Source organism: Fundicoccus sp. Sow4_D5, from assembly GCF_052116365.1.
Classification (GTDB): Bacteria; Bacillota; Bacilli; order Lactobacillales; family Aerococcaceae; genus Fundicoccus.
On the sequence record NZ_JBQKLF010000001.1, the window covers coordinates 896,833 to 921,330 of the forward strand.

A 24,498-nucleotide genomic window follows, 5' to 3' on the forward strand; every position below is an offset into this window, starting at 1 on the left:
CCTATAAAAAACTTTACCTCTATCGTTATAGTGAACAAAAACACGTATAAAGTCAACTAATTACAACAACTATCGAGGTCTAAATAAGACCAATAAAAAAAGTTTCTTTAAGGAAATGGTAAGCACCCCTTAAAGAAACTGAATCTATCGTTATAATTAGTGATGATTATACAAACGCTCCATTGCAGGCTTTTCATAATCTTCTGATAACGCCACGACCACTTTGGTTAAAACAAATAGGCTGATGATATTCGGTATCACCATCAAACCATTAAATAAATCAGCTAAAGCCCACACCAATTCTACTTGTAAACTACAGCCTACTACAACAAATAAAGAAACTAAAACGCTATAGAGTGGAACAGCTTTGGCTCCAAACATATACTTAACATTCGCCTCGCCAAAGAAATACCAGCCAACGATTGTCGCAAATGCGAAAAAGAACACAGAGACGGCCACTACAGAATAACCTACTTGACCAAAAACTTGCGCAAATGCAAATTGAGTTAATTCAATCCCCGTACGGCTACCATCTAATGACTGAGTCACTAAAATTACTAAAACCGTCAAAGGTAATAAAACAATCGTATCAATAAAGACACCCATCATTGCTACTAACCCTTGATCTCCTGGATGCTTTACACGAGCTAAGGCATGAGCATGTGGCGTCGAACCCATCCCTGCTTCATGAGTAAAAAGTCCTCTGGCAACACCAAATCGAATCGCTTGCTGAACTGATACACCTAAGACACCTCCCAAGACAGCTTCTGGACTAAAAGCCCCCACAAAAATTGAGACGAATGCAGCAGGAACACGGTCAATATGAATTGCAATCACAATAATTGACGCTATCGTAAAGAACAAAGCCATCAAAGGAACTAGTTTTTCAGTGACAGCCGCAATTCGACCAATCCCTCCCATGAATACAATCAAGGTTAAAACGCCCATTATACTACCGGTTATCCATGGATTCACCCCAAAAGCAGTCTGCATCGCTTGTCCAACTGAATTGGCTTGAACCATATTCCCCATAAAACCTAAAGCAAAAATTAGTAAGACAGCAAAGACACTCGCCAAACTTTTACCCAAACGGCCTTTAAATGCGGCACGAATATAATAAACTGGCCCACCGACCAAATGACCTTCGACCGTTGTGCGGTAGTGCTGTGCAAGAATTGCTTCTGCATAAATAATCGCCATTCCTAAAATCGCGCTCATCCACATCCAGAAAACCGCTCCTGGACCTCCTGACACCATCGCCGTTGCTACTCCCGCTAAGTTCCCCGTACCAAGTTGGGCAGATATCGATGTGACTAAAGATTGAAAGGATGTCATTCCCTCTTCTTGACTAGCCTTAGTCCCTTTTAAAGATATTGATCCGAACGTTTTACGGAAACTATCCGGGAAAAGACGAAACTGTACAAATTTTAACTTAAAAGACAAATACAAGCCCATGCCAGACAGTAATCCAATTAACAAGACATCCCATAACCAGCTATTCAGAACTTCGACCAAACTCATTAGTTGACTCATTTAGTCACTCCTAATTTCATTAATTTTTTATATTAATCACAATTATTATTAAAATAAAGTTATAATGCAATATTTATTCACACTATCAATTAATATTACTGCTCTTGTTCGTGTTTTTTGGTGTAAAGCAGTAGTGAAGAACGACTTAACAACTCATGTATCTATCAGTCAGTCAGCTGTTTATCGTCTGTATATATTTTGCTAAATTAAAAACCTCAGATTATAGTCTGAGGTTTACCACAAGGTATGTCATCCAATTAGCGTAAACGTTAATTGGGATTATTTTCGTCTAAGCCCATTTCAGTTTTCATGCGAGCAAGCTCATCTTCAACAGATGCTGTTGATTTGGATGCATATTTAGCTTCTAAGTCTTTAGCTTTATCAATTGGTTCGGTATTTAATTCAGACATCGCATTCGCTTCATCAAGCATGCGGTTGGCTTTATCTTCCATCCGCTCGAAGTTACTCATCGCACCTTCTGAATTAGAAATTGATTGGGTCGCTTCATTCACTTTGGATTGAGCTTCAGCTACTGATAACTTTCCTTTAATCATTGCACGACGTCTACGTAAGGTTTCGATATCTGTGGCTAATTTATCATGCATTTGACGCATCTTAGCCGCATTCTCATGGGCTGATGCGTAAGTGGTCGCTAAGCCTGCTCCCACATTTTCAAGTTCTTGTTTTTTACTTAAGAAAATACGCGCATCATCTTCATTACTTGCTTCTAATGCTTTTTTTGCTAATTGTGCATATTTTTGAACTTCGGCTTCATTTTCATCAACTCTGCGTTTAGCACGCGTTTCTTCAGCCATCACTCCTGCGGTACTTTCTTTTACTTCAGCCAAATCTTCCATCATATCACGTAAGTATTGATCAATCATTTTGTCAGGATTTTCCATCCGATCAATCATTGAATTGACATTTGCACTGATAATTTTACTAAAACGGTTTAATATTGACATATTATTTTCCTCCTAATAATTAGCTATTCCTCTGGTTTTATGTCCGAATATTTTTTCTCTAGTTCATCTGCTTGTGAGGCTTGTCCAAATGTATCAAGTGGTTTATTGAGCATATCTTCAGTTCGTTTGGCTTCAAGTGCCCGTTGTTTTTGACGAGATCTCCACCAAACAAACAAGATTGATACTAAAAGGATGCCTCCACCTACCAGCATAACTGGTATCCAAGGAGAGGTTGTGACTTCCATGATTCGATCGGCTGCTTCCTTAAAAGAATTACTAAAGAACTGTTCTTCACTCAAACTACTATCATAATAGTTACGATCGATATAATCTAAGAGTATATCGCCTGCCTCAGTATCAATGACTTGCTTTGCTTGTGTCCCTGCGACGTAATAAGAAATATATTGATCACCATAAGGTCCTATTGCTTCAAAGGGTTCATAAAACAATAGTAATAAATGGGCTTCATCTGTAAATAACTCTTCATAAAGTTGATTCGCATAATTCTCAATATCGTCCATATTAACTGTATCAATTCCTGGAAGTCTGTCCGTAATGTAGACATAAGGTTGAATCCCAGTTTCTTGATAGAAATAGCGTAAACCATCTGTCATTTGAGTGCGATTACCAATCCAGTTGACTTCATCTGTAAAATACTCAGTTTCATTGACTGATCCTGAAGGAAGTGGTTCTCGCTCAACCGTTGACACCGTGATATTATTTGGGCCGCCGGACGATTGATTATTTCCAGAACTGCCTAGTACTGACCATAAGATGAGAACAACAACTACAATGAGTACCAAAATACCTAATGTTTTGCCGCACCCTCTGTTTTGACTGCTCCCCGGGCCACCAAAGCCATAGCCGCCACCACCGCCATAATTTCTGTAGGTTGGGCCCGTACGTATTATTGGTCCAATACGTGGTGAACGATTTCCCCAGCTACTTCCACTTGAACTCTTACCGCGACTTCCGCGACTTCCGCTACTACCACTACTTCCAAATGAACCACGTCCGCGACTTCCGCCGCCTATTCGACCGCCGCCACCTCGACTTCCACCAAAGGATCCGCCGCCGCCTCTTGAACTGCCTCCACCACGACTTCCACCACCTCTTGCCATTAAATCACCTCGCTTTCACTAAAGCTTGCTGTCATGTGTGTTATACCTTTTATAGTGTAAATATAGCATTCCATTTGATTTTGTGTCAATTTATTCCCCTTATTGGGGGGCAGTCCAAATGTTTGTGGCTTAACTCAAGCAGTTTAGCTGCCTATTTTGGGAAAAAACAGATTGCAGAAACCTTAAATTAGGTAGTGCAATCTGTTAGTAAGTTTATTCAAATTCAAGCTCACGAACGACGCCGTTTTCTGTCGCTGTAAATTGAACTTCTTGGCCCGCTTCCACAAAAGGTAATTGTTCGCTCAAGCTGATGTTAGCAGTGTAAACTGATCCATCGACCATGAAGTAGTAGATCGTGTTTCCCTCTACTACAACGGCTTGTATATCTTCAATTTGACCATTGATTGAGGCGAGTTCTTCTTCTGTCTCAATTTCATCAACATTTATTGGATTATCTTCTGCGTAACTTAGCATCAGACGTTCGACACTAGACTCCACATAAACATTTTGGTAATTCTGTACATCAATCAGTGCATATTCCTTAATTAGACCTGAACTATCTTTTAAGCTGAGAATATACATTGGACGTCCTTCAATACTGATAAGTAATGGGAATGTGGCAACATAGCCTGTTTCTTGAACACTACCTTCAGCCGACTGCATGGCTGAGAATTCTTCCGCAGCATTGAGTGGGTAAAAGCGCGTATCTTTCGTTCGCATATTGACTAGTACAAATCCTATATTCGATTCATCAGAAACAACCGATGTGATACCGGTATATAAATATAAGTCGTCGTCGATCGGTAAGTAATTATAGCCTGCCGTTGGTTCAGTAACACCTTGTTTTGAAAATATTGAGTTCCAGTAGCCGCCTTGATATCTTCCGTTCATTTCTAACTGGTGCAGAATTAATTCTGAACTATGCACACGGTCAACCCAACTTGGAATTTCTTCTAATTTATAGGTTGTTGTTTCACCTGTCATCGCATTTAAAGTGATTAACCCATTGGCTTCTGGCTCACGTAAGAAAAAGTTACGTGTATAAGTTGTGGCAATATAGTAAGGTCTTCCTTCATCATCCACTTCGAAATTGGGTGATTCAAATAAGGTAAATGGATTACTGAAACGTAATTTACGCATCACATCTCGGTTGAACATGTCTGAATAACTATACTTAATGGGTTGTTCAGGAGTTTCTACCGTTACTGCCCCTGTGACGTTATCGACTTTAAAGTAATGAGGAATTCCTTCTCTAAAATTATTTAACCATTTAAAGAAACCAGCATACTCAAGAGGTGTCACTCGGTATGGATAGCTTTCAATATTGATTTGTGTGTAATCGTCTGCTGCTTCAAACTGAGAAACTAGATTAGTTAAGGCTCCAAGATGACGATTACCTAATCGTGTCGCAGTATCACGGTCGATTAAAGTGATTTGGTTCAAGTCAGTTTGCGGAAATTCTGTCGCAAAATCAGCTTGTTCAATGTCAATCATTGTAGAATAGCCTTCTGAAAAAAAGAATGGTGAAAACACTAAATTACCAATCATTGCTACTAACCATAAAATAGGTAGTGGTAAAATCAATAATAAGTATTTCTTTGGCACTGAGCGCCATTTGACATTTTTAACATCGCCAGATTTTAATTCTGATATAAAGCTAGAACTATCGGCTAAGACTTCAATCACTACGATTCCTATTATCGCTAGTAATACAAAGAACCAAAAGTCAATTGCCGCATAATGGATTGCTGGTAAAGTCACATAGTAATAAATAAACAACGCGATAGCTAACAGAATATATAGTGATCGAATTCGTTTACCGCCCGTTTTTTGTTTTTTCGCTTTCTCTTTAGCTGTACCTGTTACGTCTTTCATAAAAAACCTCCTAAGTTTTGTTCACAATGAACACCTTACTTTAATTGTAAGCATTTTTACATCAATTAGCAATTGGGACTTTAGCCCTATCTTCTAAACCTCTATATCATGGTAAATTAAGGGCAGAATATGAATAAGGGATGAGTAAGATAAACGACAATAAGGCTTGAGAAAACTAAAGCACCCTGACATCGAAAAAAAGATGCCAGGATGGGATATGGCATTTATTGGTTAATCACTTTATAAATAAGTGTAGTGAAAAATCAAATTTGTATGTAAATTTTGAATATACGATAAGACAATTCACCAAACTATCTTATAAAATCATCAAATGATATCCAGTTCACCATTCCAATAACTGGCATCATACTGGCTCCCAATAACCGCCCCACGTATTTGTAGAGGTTTTCAATTTTCTTCTATGCAATTTACCATTAATCATTTTAAAGTGCCATTCATAAACATCTGACAAAAGCTTCACTGCGTAAGCGTTACCAAACTCATCGGTCTGCGCTTTGATTGCTCTTTCTTTTGGAAACACAAAACTTAATAGAATAAAGTCTACAAGTAATAATTTAATTTTTTTCATCTATAATCCCATTCTTTAACTCAAATTTTGGTATATTAGTAAACGATTCATGAGATACATCTGTTACTATCTGAAGAAACTGATTATTAACATATAGTTCGTATTTATTATGCTCATTTAAAAGAAAATAGGCATTTCCCTCATTAATCATAAAGCCCTCCTTGCACTTAGAGCTATTTACATAATAAGGTTCAATAGCAATTGCTGTTGACATATAAAAGAAAAAGAAAAAAATAAAGACCATAAACATTAGAATTCAGTTAACGAGTGACCTCAAAAAAAACCACATTTCACTTATACTTCATCGCTCATTATATATATGGTCAACTACTAATGTACCCTTCAGAATATTCGAATGTTGAACACATCATTATCTTTCAAGAAGAGGTTAATAGTTTTCGTTGCATCATTTATCACTATATATTTTTAATTACAACCGATACATTATTACGTTTCGCTGACATTATGAAACATCATCGCTTTGTCACTTGCATTTTGTTTCTTATGTCATTAAGAGAAGGGATGAATTATGAAGAAATTATATAGACCGGACAGAGTTTACAGAGGTTATCTGTATCGTGAGGGTCATCCCTATCCAATTCCAGCTAGAAAGGAGGTTTATGATGACTAAATAATCGACGTTTTCTCGATATATTTGCTTAATTTGATTAATGCTAACTTTGGCATTACCTAAAAATGTGAACGCAAACGAAGCTTTCTATGGCCATTATGTTCCAAGCGAAGCCAGCATTATTAAGGAACTGATTATAGAACAAAACACATTCCAAATTGTCCTAAATAACTATTCAGATACAATAGCTTCCGATGGCAATTATCAGAGAATAATGGATATCAGAAACTATCTTAAAAATATTGATTCTTATACATTAACTGTTGATTCTAGTGAAGAGAATGTCAATGAAGCTTCTCTTAAGCCCAATTCTCAAAAAGTTGTTATAGAATTCTGGGATGGTGAGGTTTTCCCAATGTTTGCTGTTAACATTTATAATCCAAAGTATTACTTTGCTGATGATTATTTGACAATCACTTTTCCAGATAAAAGTACATGGTCATTTGAATTAGATGTTGAACAGAATTCGCTTGAAGATCACCAAAACACGACTTATGTTAGAAGTGAGGAACCTTAAGCTGTTATTTTTTTAACTAATAAGCCCAAGCCATATCAAGTAATTAGCGCTTCACAATTCAGAACTGTAAATTATATATGATAAAACTGGATTGTCCTAAATCGACCAGCCCTAAAAAACGCTATAAACGCTGTTAAAACAGCGTTTATAGCGTTTTTCGTGTAGTAATCGTGTAAAGTTATCTTCTTCAAAAAGATTTGTCAAAATTTATCCTAACATTATGTTAAATAAAAACAAAGTATTTATATCAGAGAACACCATGCAGCTCATAGTATTAGTGGATTAACTTTACTTGTGACAATCATCTGTTTATAGAATTATTTAACTCCAAAAGTGCCACTTACCAGGCAGATAATTAACGTATTTCTTGGACAAAGGTTTGAAGAATACGTTAATTTTTAATAGTTAATTGCCTAATTGATGATAATCTTTAGATTGTTGGAGCCAAGCTTTTCCCAGGTACTATCAAGTATTACCTTGAATGCTTTACCTAAGAAACTCTTAATTTCATATCCTATTATTAGTAAAATTTTGGCATGAGTTTTACATTTACTACACTTTCTACAGTAATCAACACAAAAACTGCCTCTACTTTACATAGCGGCAGCAAACTCTCTAATTATTCAAAATCCGTTGGCCAAACATAAGTTGGCCCTTTAAGTGTATCGAGACTTGTTGTGACTGGATAATCGTCATCATTTTCAGTGAAGATAAATTCATCCATTATGTGGCCAATATTCGGTGCATAATAAAATCTTTGTTCGCCACCTTCAGGATGATTAACTGGCTCAACCACAATCACATTGTAATAGGTTGCCCCTTCTAATTCGAAAGTTGCCAATAAATCCACGACACGATAAGTTTCCTCTTTACGATAGCCACGCTTAAACTCCGTGCCTACAGATAAGGTCGCTGGGAAAACTAGTGATTTTTGTGAATCAGTCGCATCCGCATGATTACGTAAATCCGTGTCTTCATAATTTTCTGGGTAATATGCTAACTCATAGACGCCCTCTTTTGATAATTGATAGACGAAGACGATACTTGTTCCCGCGGTACTCACACTGAACTGATAAATACCTTGATCATTTGGTGGATACTGTAAATTTACTACCTGGCTGGCATACTCGTTACCGTCCCCAAGATAGTCATAAACTTGATAAAACACGTTTGGTGCATAACTTAACCCTTTGACTTCAGTTTGAGCATTCGCATCACGCCCACCTGCTAAAAACGTCATTAGAAGTAGGCATAAAACCAACACATAACGATCTCTCTCTTTATAAATTTCTCCTGCTTGCTTGTTTCTCATATCGTACGCCTCCTCAAAAATTTACTGCCTTTTCATATCATAATATAAGTATACTCTATCTTTGACTTTTCTGCAGATTTTGCGCATTATTGAGGCTAGAAACACACACATTTATTGGTTGATTGGGTGAAATCTTTCAAACACTTTTTTCATTGGATAATAAAGCATTGGCACTAAAACTGCCGTCACCACACCTGTAATAAAAGAAGCTGGCATCTTTGATAAAGCTAAAGTTAAAGCCGTTGCTAGTGTACTACCTAACATTAATTGTGTCAGCGTATGTTTGATAAAAATCGCCACAATTTTTGTCACAGCCCCTAAAATCCCCAGACTAACAATCGACAGAAAATAATCTTCTCGCTTAAAGGCCACACGATAAATCCCTTCTATTACTAGTAAAACTAAAAAGTTTTCTAATAAAGTAAACGGCACCGATGTGATATAACCAGCCGTTGCATCAAAGATAAACAATCCAAGCATCGCTGCCATCACACCTCTTCGAAAGCCCATCAGTAATACGGCCAGAATTACCAAAGCATTCCCCGGATGTACAAAGGCCGTCGGCATCGGAATTCGGACAAAATATATCGCCACAACAATTAAGGCTGCATACATACTCACTTCTATCATTTGAAACACATCTGATTGTTTTTTCATAAAGAATCCTCTTTTCTATCGAATGGCTTGAATCACTTGCATTAACTCAACTAACATTGGTTCAAATCTTAAACCAGCTTCCTTTGGACGATTAGCTTTTAAAGTACTTTCAATCGCCGATTCCATCAAGCGGCCCGTCATTTCCAAAGCTTCTACAATCGGCACCCCCGCCACATATAATACCGTCAATAAACTAATCGCCAGGTCCCCAGTGCCATAAAGTAACTGATCGTAACGTTTATGAACAATTAATTCCGCAACCACATCAGGTCTAATTAAGAGAAAACCAATCGATTCCAACTGAACCGCACTCGGTGACACGCCTGAAATAATTACATGTTTAGCACCAGTTTCCAATAACTTATGACCAATTATTTCTAATTCAGCAATTGAAAAATCAGGACGGTAAGGCGTATTAGTTAATAAGCAGGCCTCCGTAATATTTGGCATAATCACGTCAGCATATTGAATTAATTCAAGCATCGTATCAGAAATACTTTGGTCAAAGCCTTTATAATACTTACCTAAATCCCCCATTGTTGGATCAATGATCAATTTAATGGCCTGTGTTTGTTGCTCAACATAAGCTTTAATGGCTAAAACTTGTTGACTGTTACCGAAGTAGCCAGTTAATATGGTTGAAAATTTAACTTCAAGTTCTTGCCAATGCTCTAACATTGCTTGAAAATCATCAGCCAAACAATGTCGAATCACCTGTCCTTTGCCACTAGCAAAAGTCGACAGTAAAAGCGTTGGCAAAATTGAAACTTCCAACTGCCCTGCTGACAATACTGGTATATTGATGTTGCCGGCTACTTTCCCCACACCAGGCAAGTCATTGACGACAAGTATGTTATCTTCCAAAAAGCCACTCCCGTTCTCTCATCTTATCTTAACTCTCTTCACTTTTGTTTCCATATACTTATTCTAAATAAGAACTGGTTCCATTGAAAGGTCCAGTTTTTTACATTATGATGGTATCAGATTTAAACTCTAAGACTAGAAAGGAGCTTACTATGCAATTAAAATTAGACAGCTCTATAGATCAACCACTTTATTTTCAAATCTATACACAATTGAAGCAGTTGATCCAAACTGGAGAACTCGCTGCTGGTATGAAACTGGTCAGTAAGCGACAATTAGCCTTGATCAATGGCATCAGCCAGAATACGGTAATGAATGCCTACAACCAACTGCTAACTGAAGGTTATATTTATTCCATCGAACGTTCTGGCTATTTCGTTGCCGATGTCGAACTATTATTTAAGTCACGTGAGACAGCAGTTACGTCTAATCATAATGACGCAAAACAACTAACTACCGCTCCAGCCAAAATAGATTACCTATATAATTTTACCGATTCAATTCCCGATCAACAGCTCTTTCCTTTCAAAGCCATAAAAAAAATCTATCAAAAATTGCTCGATTCGGAAAATTCTACTTATCTACATGCCACTGAGCACCAAGGCTTATATGAACTCCGCTCGACCTTGCAACAATATTTGAGTCAATCTCGCGGTGTGCCTTGTCAGGCTGATCAGATAATCCTGGGACCTAGTTCCCAATACTTAATTCAATTGTTGCTTCAGCTATTACCAGAAGTCTCAAACATTGGCATGGAGTCTCCTGGCTATCTCGGTGCAAATCAATTACTTTCTCACTTAAAGATTGAGATTCAGCCGATTCCCTTGGATGAAAGTGGTGCCAAACCTGAGGCTTTAGAAGATGCTAGGTTGCAATTACTCTACAGCACGCCCAATCATCAATTCCCGACTGGCAGTATTATGCCACTTGAAAGACGTCAGTCTTTGCTAGAATGGGCCAATAGTTCAAGCGAACGATTTATTATTGAAGATGATTATGATAGTGAGTTCAAATATTCTGGTCGACCGATTCCGCCTTTAAAACAACTCGATACGCAGGATAAAGTCATTTATATGGGTAGTTTTTCCCGCTCAATTTCACCTGGTATTCGCATAAGTTTTATGGTGTTACCTCATTATCTATTAGATAAATATCGCATCGGCTTCAATCAACTGACTAGCAGTCTGAACACGTTGAATCAGTGGCTGGTTTATGATTTCATGGCCAGTGGACAATTTGAACGTCATTTGAACCATTCACGCAGTTTCTATAAAAAGAAACGCGATGCCTTGATTAAAAGTATTCGACAACTGGACCCTAACGCCCATATTCTGGGGGCAGATGCAGGTCTCTATATCCTATTGAGTCCTTCACTTGATTATCAGCCCGAGCGATTTAAACAATTAGCCCAAGCGAACAGTATTAAAATCAGAACTCTTTCTGACTACTCTTTCGGTAAAATCCCCCAAGATAAGCAGACGCTTTTCTTAAGCTTCTCATCGATTCCCGAGGAAGACGTTGATCAAGCCATTCGCTTACTTTATGACTTATTAGACCAGAGCCGCTTGAGCTGATTTTCTAGTAGAAAGCTTCAACAATAAAATAAGCAGCAGCAACCCTACTGGTCCCTGCCGCTTATTTTATTCACTATTTTTAATAAGTTGTCGTTGGTTGTGGGATTACACGAACGCGGACGACTTCTTCTAAATCATGTAGCGATTGTGCTACTTTATTTATTTTTTCAAGATTAATTTCGTTAACGTCAACTAAAGTATAGGCATAATCGCCACGTCCACGATTAATCATGTTGTCAATATTAATACCACCTGTCGCAATTTTTGTTGAAACCTGCCCCAGAACATTTGGCACATTTCGGTTAACCACTGTGATTCGATAAGGCGAGTTGAAGCCCATTTCAACAGTTGGAAAATTAACAGAATTCTTAATGATCCCAGTTTCTAAGTAGCGTTTTAAGTTACGAGCGGCCATTTTGGCACAATTAATTTCTGCCTCTTCAGTTGAAGCGCCTAGATGTGGAAGCACCGTAATATTCGGAATCTGTAGTAATTTCTCTTCGGCAAAATCTGTCGTGTAGCCTGCGATACGATTTTCCTTGATAGCTGCTAAGACCGCATCAGAATTGACAATTTCACCGCGAGCAAAGTTGAATAATTTTGCCGAAGCTTTCATCATAGATAATTCGTGCGCACCCACAAAGTCACAAGTTTCTTCTGTTAATGGCACGTGAATACTGATAAAATCACAATTTTTAAAAATTTCATCGCTATCCAACACTCGTTGAACACGGCGTGAGATGCTCCAAGCGGTATCAACTGAAACATAAGGATCATACCCCATTACTTCCATTCCTAAACGATAGGCATCATTTGCGACCATCGCTCCAACAGAGCCTAGACCAATAACACCGAGTTTTTTCCCTACCAATTCATTCCCAGCAAATTGCTTTTTATTCGCTTCTACTTGTTTTTCAATATCTGAACCCGTCAACTCTTGAACCCAAGCAGCTCCTTGAATCACAGGACGCACACTCGTTAATAGACTCGCTAAGACTAATTCTTTAACCGCATTTGCGTTACCCCCCGGTGTATTAAAGACTACCACACCATTTTCTGTACAATGCTTGACTGAGATATTATTTGTCCCAGCACCGGCTCTAGCAATCGCTAAAAGTGATTCAGGCAACTCATAATTGTGTAAGTCTTGACTTCTTAGAATGATGCCGTCTGGTTGTTCTGATTCATTAATGGCATATTTATCTTTGCTAAAACGTGACATTCCTTCGGCAGCAATTGCATTAAATGTTTTAATTTGATACATTATTTCGCTCCATTTCCATATTCGAGTTCAAAGTTATTCATAAATTCAACAAGTGCCTGTATCCCTTCAAGAGGAAAGGCATTATAGATACTTGCTCTCATACCGCCAACTGAACGGTGACCTTTCAGGTTTTCAAAGCCAACTGCTTCTGCTTTGGCTATGAACTGCTTATCCAATACCGCATCACCTGTAATAAATGGAATATTAGTAAGCGAACGGTCTTCTTTCGATACTGGACTTTTAAACAGTGTAGAGCTATCGATTGTATCATATAATAACTTAGCTTTAACTTGAGCTAGACGATACGATTCTCTTTGTCCTCCCATATCTTTTAACCACTCAAATACCAATTTAGCAATGTAAATGCTATAGGTTGATGGAGTATTGTATAAAGAATCATTATCTGCTTGCACACGGTAGTCTAACATCGGTGCAAAAACAGGCTTATTATTTAATAAATCTTCACGAATGATCACTAAAGTTAAACCAGCAGCTCCTATGTTCTTTTGAGCACCTGCATAAATGACGCCAAAGTCTTCAACCCGGTAATCATTGGCTAAAATATTTGATGACATATCCGCAACAATCGGAACCTCTCCTGCATCTGGTAAATTTTGATAGGTAATTCCACCAATCGTTTCGTTGGTGGTAATGTGTAAATAAGCGGCTGTTTGATCAATCATATCTTTAGTGAGTGTAGGGATGTATGTAAAGTTTTTATCTTCACTTGAAGCAATGACTTCTACTTCTACACCTGGAACTTGTTTAGCTGCTGAAATCGCCTTTTTGGCCCATGCGCCTGTATTTACAAAAAGTGCTTTTTTTCCAATTGCTAAATTTAAAGGTAACATGCTAAATTGTAGACTAGCGCCACCTTGCAAAAATAACACTTTATAATTATCTGGAATTCCCATTAAGTTACGTAATAAAGCCTCGGCTTCTTTTATAATGTCGTCATAAAGGGAGGACCGATGACTCAACTCCATTACAGACATTTCGCTACCGCGGTAGTCTAGAAATTCGTTTTGAGCTTGCTTGAGTACTTTTTTAGGTAAAACGGCTGGTCCAGCCGAAAAATTATACACTGTCATTCGATTTGCTCCCTTATTGTTTTTATTGTTAAACACCCAATTAAATGAGAATTAGATTAACAAACTCTATTATACATAAGTTTTTGAGAAATGAAAGCTAATCTTTTCACAATCTGATATAATTTTGTCTTAAGACTTTCATACATAAGCCAATAGACTTGTTCGTTAGAACAAGTCATCGTCTGTTTTATTGTCTTATTTTTTTAACAAAGAGAATGCCTTCACGTTTTTCTAAGTATTCCATAAAATGGTCCATTTGATCATTATGGTTTAATTGGAAAGTTATTTCATAAATATGATGTGGGGCATCGAAATCACTATGTTCTGATTCAATCTCTATAATTTTCCAAGCTTGCTTTGCTGTGTGCTTTAATAAATTATGAAAATCAGTAGCAGACTCAAAAATAATATAACAATCAATCGTCCGTGTTCGATCTTCTATCAATATTTTGACTTTTTCAAATAAAGTTAGAATAAATAAGACGGTGATTCCACCAAGAACTGCGCCTGTATAGAAGCCAATTCCGATTGCTAAGCCTAAACAAGCTGCTACCCATAAGCCTGCTGCAGTAGTTAACCCTCTTATTTGATTTCGATGAGTCACTAATATCGTTCCGGCACCTAAAAAACCAATCCCACTAACAACTTGTGCTCCCATTCGGGTCGGATCGCCACTACCAAAAGTATCATAAATATACTGATTCGTCATCATGACCATCGCTGATCCTAAGCAGACTAGCATATAGGTACGAAAGCCAGCAGATTTACTTTTGATACCTCTTTCTAAACCAATAATGCCTCCTACTACAAGTGATAACAAGATTCTGAGAAAAATTGTGTAAAAATGTAGTTCATGAAAATCAAACTGTCTAATATCTAAAAAATTAAAATTCATTCTGTCCCCTCTTTCATCCACGCAATTCATTACTAAGCGATAACCCCATATAGTTACTCTCTAATAGCTCTTATTACTTCTTTAAAGGTTTTATACTTTATTATAAGCTAAATCTCTTAAATTCGATATACAAACGCCTTCATTTCTAAGGTCTGATGTTACTATTATATAAATCAATTGTTTCTTCATCTATCTATTTATGCCCATAGTTTTTCAGTCATTCTCAACGATTGCATCAATAAAAAAACTCTCATCAGATTCAATCTGATAAGAGTTTAATATCTGCTTGTTTTAGTTAGTGTTTATTACGTGATACGTTTATTCAAAACTAGCTTATGCACAGTTTCAAAAATATGACGTTAAATTAAATCACTAATATCAGTATACTTACGCTCTTGTGATTGAGCGACTCCTTTTTGAGTCAACTTCCCTTTGTAAGTATTGATTCCTGTTAAAATAGTATGGTTGTTTAATGCGGCTGAACGTACGCCTTGCTTGGCAATAAGTTGCGCATAACGTAAAGTGACGTTGGTTAATCCATAAGTTGCTGTACGCGGAACAGCTCCAGGCACGTTTGCTACTGCATAGTGAACAACACCATGTTTAACATAAGTAGGATCAGCATGACTGGTTGCATGAGTGGTTGTTTCAAAGTTCCCACCTTGGTCAACTGCTATATCAACGATAACTGAACCTTCTGACATTTGTTTAACCATATCTTCCGTTACTAAAACGGGTGCTTTCATACCTGGTATTAATACAGAACCAATAACTAAATCTGCATCAACGACTGATTTCTCAATATTTTCAGCATTAGACATTAAAGTCTCTACTTGGTCGCCTAAAATATCTTCTAATTCAGCTAAACGAATTGGGTTTAAGTCTAAGATGGTGACTTGAGACCCCATACCTAATGCCATCTTCGCTGCATTAAACCCTACGGTTCCTCCACCAATAATAACGACTTTACCACTTGATACTCCTGGAATCCCGCCAAGTAATATGCCTTTACCACCGTTGGGTTGTTCTAATAGGTTTGCACCAATTTGAATTGCCATACGTCCTGCAACCTCACTCATAGGTGTTAGTAATGGTAAGGTTCCTTGGTATTCCATGGTTTCATAAGCAATAGCAGTGACACCATTTTCTAATAAAGCTTCAGTTAAACCATTCTCAGGTGCAAGGTGTAAGTAAGCAAATAGGATTAACCCTTCACGGAAAAATTGGTACTCTTCCTTTAAAGGTTCTTTAACTTTAATCACCATTTCTGCTGACCATACATCTGCAATATCTTCTTTAATTTCAGCACCGGCTTCTGCATATTCCTCATTAGTAAAGTTCGAGCCGATTCCGGCATCCTTTTCTACGAACACTTTATGTCCTTCTTCAACTAAAGTAGCAACATTACCTGGTGTTAAGCCTACTCTATTCTCACTAGCTTTTATTTCTCTAGGTACTCCGATTATCAAAATATAATCCTCCTTGATTAGTTGTGACTTTGTGGCTATCTATAAGTATAGCATGTTTTCCACTAAATTTAAAAATGATATGCCTTTTTAAAGCTTTTTTAAAATGAAAAAACTCCAAATAATCAACCTTTTACTGGAGTAAAAGCGATTTATTTGGAGTTAAAACTTCTATAAAACAATCATGAAAAAAATTAGATATGACGATTTAAAACTTCTTGCAGACGATTTTTATCGTGGAAACCAACTAATTTTTCTACAACTTCACCGTCTTTTTTAACTAGCAATGTTGGGATTGACATAATGCCAAATCCTTGTGCAGTTTTAGGCTCATCATCTACGTTCATTTTAAAAACTGACACTTGGCCTTCCATCTCTTCTGCTAACTCATCAACAATCGGTGATTGCATACGACATGGTCCACACCAAGGTGCCCAAAAGTCTACTAAAGTGACGCCTTCTGCTGTCTTTGTTTCGAAATCTGTATCAGTTAAAATATTTGCCATTCTACATAACCCTTTCTATTTCTAATATATTTTTATTTTATCATGGTTCATTAAAGCTTACCACCATTCAGCTCAAACAATCAAGTGATCATTTGAATCTATTTGAAGTATACCACAGTCGATCCATCTCCGCCAGCATTAGCTGCTGAATATTCGAATCGTGCGACTTGTGGGTGTTTTTTCAGTGTATCTTTCACACCCTCTCGTAATGCACCCGTTCCTTTACCATGGATGATCGTCACCATGGAGTGGTTTGATAGCAAGGCAGAATCTAAATACTGGCTTAAACGATGAATTGCTTGCTCATATCGTTCACCTCTTAAATCTAAGCTCGTTTGTACTTTAGGCCCCGCACTTCTTTGAACATTTACCTTTGTTTTATTCTCTACTTTGTTAAGCGGTGTTAAATCTTTACCTTCAATCTTCATTTTGAGAATCCCCATTTGAACAACGTACTCATCCTTGCCTGATTTTTCAACGATTGTTCCTCTTTGTCCATAAGATAAGACTTCAACATCATCGCCCGCCTTAAGCGTTTGTTGAAATTTAGCACGTTTTAGTACTTTATTTTTCTTTAAGTTTTCGGGAACTTTTAATTGATCGAAAGCATTTTTCTTATCGATTAAAACGTGTTCCTTAATGGTTTGACTCTGTCCTTGTTCAAGTTGAAGTTCACGAATCTCTTGAATTAATTTACTTGCTTCAGCTTGTGCTTCATTAATTTTTTCGTTAGCTTCACGTTTAGCATTCTCAACAATGTCATTTTTCTGTTCTAACCAACGATTATATTCGGTTCTTAAATCTTGATGCAACTGTTCTGCCGCTTCCAGTTGTTCCATCGCTTCTAAATGGTTTAACTCAGCTTCTCGACGTTCTCTCTCCAAGTTTGCAACCATCTCATTCACAGATTGTGTATCTTGAGAAATACCTTGTCTTGCTTCAGTTAATATATCTGTACGCAAACCTAATCGTTGGGAGATATCTAGCGCATTACTTCTTCCTGGTATACCAATGAGTAAGCGATAAGTCGGCGATAAACTATTGCTGTCAAATTCCATACTGGCATTAATCGTATTTGGCGCATCATGGGCATATACTTTTAACTCTGGATAGTGAGTCGTCGCCATTACGGTTGAGCCAACTTTATTAATATAGTTTAAAATTGCCATTGCTAAGGCTGCCCCTTCTTGTGGGTCAGTCCCTGAACCTAATTCATCAAATAACAGTAATGATTCGTAGGTCATGTTTTCTAAAATTCTGACAGTATTAGTCATATGACTTGAGAATGTACTCAAACTTTGTTCAATCGACTGTTCATCGCCGATATCAGCAAACACTTGATCGAAAATACCTAACTGGCTACCTCGATCACATGGAATATGTAAACCTGATTGCCCCATTAACTGAATCAAACCTAAGGCTTTTAATAGAATGGTCTTACCACCTGTGTTAGGTCCGGTAATAATTAGAGCTTGATAGTTTTCTCCAAGGATAATGTCATTCGCCACGACTTCATTTGAGTCTAATAATGGATGGCGAGCTTGCCACATGGCGACATGGCGATCCTGCGAGAATATTGGTTTAGTGCTTTCAGTTTCTCTCGCATATTCAGCACGTGCTTGAATAAAGTCTAATTGAGCAATGACTAGTTGATTTTTCTCAATATCTTGGTAATGAGGCATTAATGTTTGCGAGATTTCTAACAGAATGCGTTCAATTTCTTTTCTTTCTTCAACTTGTAATTCTGCTAATTTATTATTTAACTGCAGCACAGTTTGAGGTTCAATAAATAAAGTTTGACCTGTACTACTTTGGTCGTGAATTGTTCCTCCGAATTGATGGCGATATTCTGCTTTTACTGGAAGGACATAACGACCATTTCTAACAGTAATTAAACTGTCTGATAATTGATTTGCCTTACTCTTTAATAATTGATTCAACTGATTACGTATTTGTTGCTCACTTTGTTGTTGACCGCGACGTATCCCAGATAATTTAGCTGAAGCGTTACTCAGTACAGAGCCTTCTTCAGAGACAGATTGATCAATCAATTTAACTAAATCGGGCAAACTAATTGCTTGCTCCACCCAACGATTTAATGCTGGGAAGTCTTTTTCTTCCTCAGATAATTGAGAGAAGAATTGGATTAATTGGTGAGTTGTTGATAATAGCTTCCCAATTTGTGCGATTTCTAACCCGTTTAAACCAGCTCCTAGTTCTAATCTTTTTAAAGCATTGCTTAAGTTTTGTAGACGAGGAATGGGTATTTGTTTCTTCTGAGTTAACAATGTGAGGGATTGCTCGGTTTCAGCTTGTAGTTGCTCTAAGGTCTTACGATTTGAGCTAGGTCTCATTTCTTTAATTAGATCTTTGGCTAATTCAGTTTGTGCATGAGCTTGAACTTTCTGCAAAACTTTGCCAAACTCTAATGTTTCAAAAATTTTCTCGTTCATCATTTAGAGATGACATCCCTTCTTATATATTAACCTGACTAATTCTAAGCCAAGGTTTTTAAATTCATATTTTGACACACAGTTTATTATAACAAAAGAAACGTCACCATGCTCACAATGATGACGTTTCTTACCATAAATATTAACTTGTAGGGTTCACTTGCATCCACATCTCTTTGGCGAAATCTGCAAAGAACGGTGTTCGATCCACAATCCAAAAAGCAAGAGGATTATCAACAAACTGTTGTTGGATAAACTCAATGGGGATCAGTGATAGAATGTATAGTAAAATAAAAACGATGACATAAGTCACTAATGCATTAATTAGCCCACCACCAATATAATTAACATATTTCATCACGTCATAATATGTGACACGTGTGAAAAACATTGCCAAGAAATTCGTTATTAACCAACCCACAATACCAATCAATAGAAAGGTAATCGCATTATAAAAAGCTTGGTCAAGCATAAAACTTTCTGACTCCGTATAGATGGCTAAATGACTCCCCTGTTGGACAGCCGGAAATGGAATAAGCATCTCAACATATGTAGCAATCACATCATAATACTTCGTGGCTAAAATAAAGGTCACGATATAACCGATTAAACGAATCGCTTGCATAATTAAACCGCGACGATAACCGGTATAAAAACCTATTGCTAAAGCGATAACAATCAAAATAGTTAGCATGGCAAACTCCTTACTTACGCTTAAACGGAAACTCTGTGCTCTCCGTTTTAGCTTCATGTGTTAAATTAGATTTTGCTTGTGATTCCAAGCTTTGATTTATATTTGTATGGTCCGCAATCATTCCTTTTGTTGAACGGCCATTAATTGTCGGTCTTTCATCAGCCTGTTTTGACTGAGTTTTCGGTGTAGGCTTCTCTTGAAGTTGTGCTAGTTGAGCTTCTAATGCTATAATCCTTTTTTCTTTAACCAGCTGATCTGATACAGCATTTACTGCCATTAGAACGCAACGGTCCGCATTTGATAACTCCGGCGCAAGCTCGGTTAATTGATCTATTTGTTGATTCACCAAGTCAACCACTGTATTCAAATGTGTTGCAGATAAAGACCCTAGGATTGTATAATCCTTGCCTGCTATCTTTGCTTTAAATCTTTTCTTTCCGTCCATTGCTTCCCCCACTCTCATCAATAAAATTTGATTTATTTTCATATAGTTTACCAAATAATCAATAGTAATGCACCTTTTGGTCAAATTTAGCTTTAATTTTTCATAGATAATTCATATTACTGAGAGCGTGACTATCCTTCGAAACAGAGCCAATAGACTGAATTAATTCGAGTTAAAATTAACTAAAGCCACTGTTGTCTCAACTATCATTTTATTTTTCTAGAATTCTTTTTACTTAACTAATGGACGATTGATCCATTCCACAAGGCAAAAGAGCTTGATTTTAGCCGTGTAAGGTTAAAACACATAATTTAATTCCTCAATGTTAAATTCTAGACGATCAATTAGCAACTTTCGGTATTAAAATCATCCTTCTCACAATGTAAAAGGTGTCAGTGAGCACTTAACTCACCAACACCTTTTAAAAATGATTATCTAATTTCTAAACCATCGATACTTAATAAAGCAGTCGTTACACGTTCCATCGCCTCATTAACTTCTATATCTGTTAATGTTGCATCAGGATTCTGGAAGACTAAATGGTATGCAAGTGATTGTTTATCTTCCGCAATATTCTTGCCTTTATATAAGTCGAATAAAGATACTTTCTTCAAATATTGGCCAGCATTATCAGTAATTAAATTAACTAACACGTCATGTGTTTGATCGACAGATACTAATAAAGCTAGGTCACGTGAAGTTTCAGGGAATTTAGAAATGCTTAATTGAACTAAAGCCTCACGACTGATGGATACAACATAGCTTAAATCAATTTCAGCATAAAAACTTGCAGTATCCAAATCATAGTCGTTTGTTATATTAGGGTGTACTTGGCCTAAGAAACCAACTTTTTGGTCACCTAAATAAATGTTTGCGGTACGTCCAGGGTGCATCACATCAATATCCGACACTGCTTCAAATCTCACCATATGATCTAAACGAATCGCTTCAAAGTACCCTTCAACCATCCCTTTTAATGTAAAGAAATCATATTGACGTTGTGGAGCATACCAGGAGGCTGCTTCTGCTTGTCCTGAAATCAGAATTGCATAACGCTCTTCTTCAAGAGGTAAAGCGGCATCCACTTGTCCATAGAATACTTTACCAGTTTCGTAAAAAGCTAGCGGTTTATTCTGATGGGCATTGTTATATTTAGCGATTTCCATCATCGCAGGAAACATACTTTGTCGTAAAACAGAACGTTCTTCGCTCATAGGCAACGTTAACTTAACAAACGGGTGAGAGTCTGATTTAATCAGTTCTGCCTCTTTGGGTGACGTTAAAACGTAGCTAATCACTTGATTTAACCCAAACCCTTCGCTAATCGCACGAGTTTGACGAATTAAACGCTGACGTTCTGTTAACTTGCCTGGCGTACTTGGCACTGTCGGTAAAGTAGTCGGAATGCGATCATATCCATACATTCGCGCAATCTCCTCAAGAACATCTGCCTCGATTAAAATATCCCAGCGGCGTGGCGGAACGGTTACTGTAAAATAATTATCATTAAAAGTGATAGAAAAACCAAGACGTCTCATAATTTCACTTAAGTCATCTTCTGTCATTTGAATTCCTAACTTACGCTCGATGACTTCAAAGGCAAGTGTGACTTCAGTCGCAAGAACGTCGAGTGTATTTTTTTCGACTTTCCCTTTTACAACTTTGCCTTGTCCTAAGGTAGCGATCATCGCAGCAGTCTGTTCACTTGCTTCATCAACCGTTGCAGGGTTAATGCCTTTTTCAAATCGTGAACTTGATTCTGAACGTAGATTAAATTTGTTAGATGTTATGCGAACTCTTTGAGGATCAAAGACAGCAGCTTCTAACAACACATTTTTCGTTGAATCTGAAACTTCTGAATCTAAACCTCCCATTACGCCTGCTAACGCAATTGGAACATCTCCACCCCAGATTAGGATGTCAGCAGATGTTAATGTGCGTTCAGTTCCATCTAAGGTTGTAAATTTAGAGCCTTCATCTGCTTCTTTAACTTTTACATTAGATGCAGTCAATGTGTCGAAATCAAACGCATGGAATGGTTGCCCATACAATAACATGAAATAGTTAGTTAAATCGACAACATTATTTATTGGTCGCATATTTGCCTTCATTAACCGCATTTGTAACCACACAGGACTTTCCTTAATTTCAATGTCTTTAATCAAACGTAATTGATAATGTGGGGACAACTCCGGCATCGCCACTTCTACTGAAACAGAATCTAATAATGCTTGATCTTCGATTACTGAGTAATCAGAAGTTAGCGAAAATCTAGGTGCTTGGCCAATGATTGCGCCTATTTCATGAGCCGAACCACGCATACTTAAAGCATCTGCTCGGTTAGGTGTAATTGATAATTCGAGAATTGGATCATCAAGCTTTAAATAGTCAACCACATCCGCACCAACAGGTGCATCGCTAGGCAATATATAAATACCATCAGCATATTTTTTAGGTACAACGTTGTCTGGGAAACCTAATTCTTGTAATGCACATAACATCCCATTAGATTCATAACCACGCATTTTTGCCTTTTTTATTTTAAACTCGCCAGGTAATACAGCTCCTGGTACTGCTACTATTACTTTTGCTCCTTGATGTACATTAGGCGCACCACATACAATCTGCGTCAACTCACCTTGTCCAATATCAACTTGTGTAATACTCAAATGATCGCTATCAGGCATTTTTTCCATCTGAACAACTTCACCAATGACCAAGTTGGAAAGCTTGGCACCAATATTTTCGACACCTTCAATTTCAATTCCAGTACGTGACATTCTATCAGCAATATCGTCCGCTGACCATTCTTTTAAATCTAGAAAATCATTCAGCCATTCATAAGATAAATACATTAATTTTGGCCTCCTTTAAATTGTGTAATGAATCGTAAATCATTTTGATAGAAGTGACGGATGTCATCAATATTGTATTTCAACATTGCCACTCGATCTGGTCCTAGTCCGAATGCGAAGCCGCTATATTTACTTGAGTCAATTCCCGACATTTCTAATACATTCGGATGAACAATTCCAGCACCTAATATTTCAATCCAACCCGTTTGCTTGCAGACATTGCAACCATCTCCACTACATTTGAAGCAGCTAACGTCTACTTCTACTGATGGTTCTGTAAATGGGAAGTAGCTTGGTCGTAATCGAATTTCACGTTCTGCGCCAAACAAAGTTTGAGCAAATTGTAGTAAAGTTCCCTTTAAATCAGCTAATGTAATATGTTGATCGATCACTAAGCCCTCAATTTGATGGAACTGATGAGAATGAGTCGCATCATCGCTATCACGGCGGTAAACTTTACCAGGACTAATCATTTTCAATGGTCCTTTATTTTCGAAATCATGTTGTTCCATAGTCCGCGCTTGAACGGGTGAGGTATGAGTTCTTAATAGAACCTCATCCGTCACGTAAAACGTATCTTGCATATCACGTGCTGGATGATTTTTTGGTAAATTCATTTTTTCAAAGTTATATGAGTCAAGTTCTACTTCTGGACCTTCAATAATTTGATAGCCCATTCCTAAAAATAAATCTTCTATTTCTTCCATTGTTTGTGTAATAATATGGCGTGAACCTACTGGTACACTACGCCCTGGTAAAGAAATATCGATTGTTTCAGCAGTCAATTTAGCTTGTAATTCTTGCGTTGCCAAAAGCGTTTTTTTGTCCTCGAATGCTTGGTTGAAAGCACTATGGAATTCTTTAATAAGCTCTCCTAGTTTTGGTTTATCTTCAGCTGATAAATGACGCATTTCTTTCGATATGTTAGCTAAAGCACCTTTCTTACCGGTAAACTTCACACGTACGTCATTTAATTCCTTTGTAGAATTAGCTGCTTGAATATCCGTTTGTGCTTGTTTAATAATTGATTCAATTGATGATTGTAAATCTGTTATTGAAACAGTCATTGTCATACTCCTTTGATTTATAATTTTAAATACAAAAAAACGCCCCCTATAAAAAGGGACGAATCATCGTGGTACCACCCTCGTTCTTAGAAAAACTAATGATATTCTAAGCACTCAGAGCCTA

21 protein-coding genes are annotated in these 24,498 nt (G+C 37.3%); 2 read left to right on the forward strand and 19 right to left on the reverse strand.

Going from position 1 to position 24,498, the window contains the following annotated elements; all coding sequences use genetic code 11:
• Positions 1–156: 156 nt before the first annotated feature.
• The 6 genes from ACTQ45_RS04160 to ACTQ45_RS04185 all read right to left on the reverse strand — a co-directional run bounded on the left by ACTQ45_RS04160 (position 157) and on the right by ACTQ45_RS04185 (position 6,234).
• Entirely contained in the window at positions 157–1,533 is a 1,377-nt protein-coding gene (locus tag ACTQ45_RS04160; protein ID WP_441750701.1) for an alanine/glycine:cation symporter family protein, read from the reverse strand.
• Between the two features lie 269 nt (positions 1,534–1,802).
• Positions 1,803–2,498: a PspA/IM30 family protein gene (locus ACTQ45_RS04165; protein ID WP_441750702.1), complete on the reverse strand. Its 696-nt coding sequence runs from the start codon at positions 2,496–2,498 to the stop codon at positions 1,803–1,805.
• A 23-nt stretch (positions 2,499–2,521) separates the two neighbouring features.
• Entirely contained in the window at positions 2,522–3,619 is a 1,098-nt protein-coding gene (locus ACTQ45_RS04170) for a hypothetical protein (RefSeq protein ID WP_441750703.1), read from the reverse strand.
• Positions 3,620–3,832: 213 nt separating this feature from the next.
• On the reverse strand, positions 3,833–5,494 hold the full coding sequence (locus ACTQ45_RS04175) for a hypothetical protein (RefSeq protein WP_441750704.1): 1,662 nt from the start codon (positions 5,492–5,494) through the stop codon (positions 3,833–3,835).
• A 364-nt stretch (positions 5,495–5,858) separates the two neighbouring features.
• Positions 5,859–6,083 carry a hypothetical protein gene (locus ACTQ45_RS04180; protein ID WP_441750705.1) on the reverse strand — a complete coding sequence of 75 codons (225 nt, stop codon included), beginning with the start codon at positions 6,081–6,083 and terminating at the stop codon, positions 5,859–5,861.
• A complete protein-coding gene (locus tag ACTQ45_RS04185) occupies positions 6,070–6,234 on the reverse strand; it encodes a hypothetical protein (RefSeq protein ID WP_441750706.1) in 165 nt (54 codons plus the stop codon). Before ACTQ45_RS04185 ends, ACTQ45_RS04180 begins: the two co-directional genes overlap by 14 nt.
• Before the next feature lie 520 nt (positions 6,235–6,754).
• Between ACTQ45_RS04185 and ACTQ45_RS04190 the strand changes: the two genes are divergently transcribed.
• Positions 6,755–7,231 (forward strand): hypothetical protein, encoded by a 477-nt coding sequence (locus tag ACTQ45_RS04190; protein ID WP_441762992.1) that lies wholly within the window; start codon positions 6,755–6,757, stop codon positions 7,229–7,231.
• A 619-nt stretch (positions 7,232–7,850) separates the two neighbouring features.
• Here ACTQ45_RS04190 and ACTQ45_RS04195 read toward each other — a convergent pair.
• The 3 genes from ACTQ45_RS04195 to ACTQ45_RS04205 all read right to left on the reverse strand — a co-directional run bounded on the left by ACTQ45_RS04195 (position 7,851) and on the right by ACTQ45_RS04205 (position 10,064).
• A complete protein-coding gene (locus tag ACTQ45_RS04195) occupies positions 7,851–8,543 on the reverse strand; it encodes a hypothetical protein (protein ID WP_441750708.1) in 693 nt (230 codons plus the stop codon).
• A gap of 111 nt (positions 8,544–8,654) precedes the next feature.
• Positions 8,655–9,200, reverse strand: a complete 546-nt coding sequence (locus tag ACTQ45_RS04200) for an ECF transporter S component (RefSeq protein WP_441750709.1) — start codon at positions 9,198–9,200, stop codon at positions 8,655–8,657.
• 15 nt (positions 9,201–9,215) lie between these two features.
• Positions 9,216–10,064 carry a PfkB family carbohydrate kinase gene (locus tag ACTQ45_RS04205; RefSeq protein WP_441750710.1) on the reverse strand — a complete coding sequence of 283 codons (849 nt, stop codon included), beginning with the start codon at positions 10,062–10,064 and terminating at the stop codon, positions 9,216–9,218.
• A gap of 152 nt (positions 10,065–10,216) precedes the next feature.
• On the opposite strand from ACTQ45_RS04205, the gene pdxR reads away from it, so the two are divergent.
• A complete protein-coding gene (gene pdxR, locus ACTQ45_RS04210; protein WP_441762993.1) occupies positions 10,217–11,638 on the forward strand; it encodes a MocR-like pyridoxine biosynthesis transcription factor PdxR in 1,422 nt (473 codons plus the stop codon).
• Positions 11,639–11,717: 79 nt separating this feature from the next.
• Here the strand turns inward: pdxR and ACTQ45_RS04215 are convergent, their stop codons facing one another.
• The 10 genes from ACTQ45_RS04215 to pheS form a co-directional block, all read right to left on the reverse strand.
• Positions 11,718–12,902 carry a 3-phosphoglycerate dehydrogenase family protein gene (locus tag ACTQ45_RS04215; protein ID WP_441762994.1) on the reverse strand — a complete coding sequence of 395 codons (1,185 nt, stop codon included), beginning with the start codon at positions 12,900–12,902 and terminating at the stop codon, positions 11,718–11,720.
• Entirely contained in the window at positions 12,902–13,993 is a 1,092-nt protein-coding gene (gene serC, locus ACTQ45_RS04220; protein ID WP_441762995.1) for a 3-phosphoserine/phosphohydroxythreonine transaminase, read from the reverse strand. The genes ACTQ45_RS04215 and serC overlap by 1 nt, the downstream gene beginning before the upstream one ends.
• A 187-nt stretch (positions 13,994–14,180) precedes the next feature.
• Positions 14,181–14,888, reverse strand: coding sequence for an MgtC/SapB family protein (locus ACTQ45_RS04225; protein ID WP_441762996.1), 708 nt, complete (start codon positions 14,886–14,888; stop codon positions 14,181–14,183).
• Positions 14,889–15,247: 359 nt separating this feature from the next.
• Positions 15,248–16,357, reverse strand: coding sequence for an alanine dehydrogenase (gene ald, locus ACTQ45_RS04230; protein ID WP_441750715.1), 1,110 nt, complete (start codon positions 16,355–16,357; stop codon positions 15,248–15,250).
• 191 nt (positions 16,358–16,548) lie between these two features.
• Positions 16,549–16,860, reverse strand: a complete 312-nt coding sequence (gene trxA, locus ACTQ45_RS04235; protein ID WP_441750716.1) for a thioredoxin — start codon at positions 16,858–16,860, stop codon at positions 16,549–16,551.
• A 98-nt stretch (positions 16,861–16,958) separates the two neighbouring features.
• Positions 16,959–19,313, reverse strand: coding sequence for an endonuclease MutS2 (locus ACTQ45_RS04240; protein ID WP_441763031.1), 2,355 nt, complete (start codon positions 19,311–19,313; stop codon positions 16,959–16,961).
• Positions 19,314–19,455: 142 nt separating this feature from the next.
• Entirely contained in the window at positions 19,456–20,007 is a 552-nt protein-coding gene (locus ACTQ45_RS04245; protein ID WP_441750717.1) for a CvpA family protein, read from the reverse strand.
• 10 nt (positions 20,008–20,017) lie between these two features.
• Positions 20,018–20,494 (reverse strand): cell division protein ZapA, encoded by a 477-nt coding sequence (locus ACTQ45_RS04250; RefSeq protein ID WP_441762997.1) that lies wholly within the window; start codon positions 20,492–20,494, stop codon positions 20,018–20,020.
• 389 nt (positions 20,495–20,883) lie between these two features.
• A complete protein-coding gene (gene pheT / locus ACTQ45_RS04255) occupies positions 20,884–23,307 on the reverse strand; it encodes a phenylalanine--tRNA ligase subunit beta (protein ID WP_441762998.1) in 2,424 nt (807 codons plus the stop codon).
• Positions 23,307–24,374: a phenylalanine--tRNA ligase subunit alpha gene (gene pheS / locus ACTQ45_RS04260; protein WP_441750720.1), complete on the reverse strand. Its 1,068-nt coding sequence runs from the start codon at positions 24,372–24,374 to the stop codon at positions 23,307–23,309. Before pheS ends, pheT begins: the two co-directional genes overlap by 1 nt.
• Positions 24,375–24,498 lie beyond the last annotated feature (124 nt).

Coding starts and splice junctions, on each gene's coding strand:
- ACTQ45_RS04185 (WP_441750706.1), bottom strand. CDS start 6,234: ATGATTAATGAGGGAAATGCCTATTTTCTTTTAAATGAGCATAATAAA.
- ACTQ45_RS04200 (WP_441750709.1), bottom strand. CDS start 9,200: ATGAAAAAACAATCAGATGTGTTTCAAATGATAGAAGTGAGTATGTAT.
- ACTQ45_RS04195 (WP_441750708.1), bottom strand. CDS start 8,543: ATGAGAAACAAGCAAGCAGGAGAAATTTATAAAGAGAGAGATCGTTAT.
- ACTQ45_RS04170 (WP_441750703.1), bottom strand. CDS start 3,619: ATGGCAAGAGGTGGTGGAAGTCGTGGTGGAGGCAGTTCAAGAGGCGGC.
- ACTQ45_RS04225 (WP_441762996.1), bottom strand. CDS start 14,888: ATGAATTTTAATTTTTTAGATATTAGACAGTTTGATTTTCATGAACTA.
- ACTQ45_RS04245 (WP_441750717.1), bottom strand. CDS start 20,007: ATGCTAACTATTTTGATTGTTATCGCTTTAGCAATAGGTTTTTATACC.
- trxA (WP_441750716.1), bottom strand. CDS start 16,860: ATGGCAAATATTTTAACTGATACAGATTTCGAAACAAAGACAGCAGAA.
- pheT (WP_441762998.1), bottom strand. CDS start 23,307: ATGTATTTATCTTATGAATGGCTGAATGATTTTCTAGATTTAAAAGAA.
- ACTQ45_RS04250 (WP_441762997.1), bottom strand. CDS start 20,494: ATGAAAATAAATCAAATTTTATTGATGAGAGTGGGGGAAGCAATGGAC.
- ACTQ45_RS04165 (WP_441750702.1), bottom strand. CDS start 2,498: ATGTCAATATTAAACCGTTTTAGTAAAATTATCAGTGCAAATGTCAAT.
- ACTQ45_RS04215 (WP_441762994.1), bottom strand. CDS start 12,902: ATGTATCAAATTAAAACATTTAATGCAATTGCTGCCGAAGGAATGTCA.
- ACTQ45_RS04240 (WP_441763031.1), bottom strand. CDS start 19,313: ATGAACGAGAAAATTTTTGAAACATTAGAGTTTGGCAAAGTTTTGCAG.
- pdxR (WP_441762993.1), top strand. CDS start 10,217: ATGCAATTAAAATTAGACAGCTCTATAGATCAACCACTTTATTTTCAA.
- ACTQ45_RS04190 (WP_441762992.1), top strand. CDS start 6,755: ATGCTAACTTTGGCATTACCTAAAAATGTGAACGCAAACGAAGCTTTC.
- ACTQ45_RS04160 (WP_441750701.1), bottom strand. CDS start 1,533: ATGAGTCAACTAATGAGTTTGGTCGAAGTTCTGAATAGCTGGTTATGG.
- pheS (WP_441750720.1), bottom strand. CDS start 24,374: ATGACTGTTTCAATAACAGATTTACAATCATCAATTGAATCAATTATT.
- ACTQ45_RS04175 (WP_441750704.1), bottom strand. CDS start 5,494: ATGAAAGACGTAACAGGTACAGCTAAAGAGAAAGCGAAAAAACAAAAA.
- ACTQ45_RS04180 (WP_441750705.1), bottom strand. CDS start 6,083: ATGAAAAAAATTAAATTATTACTTGTAGACTTTATTCTATTAAGTTTT.
- serC (WP_441762995.1), bottom strand. CDS start 13,993: ATGACAGTGTATAATTTTTCGGCTGGACCAGCCGTTTTACCTAAAAAA.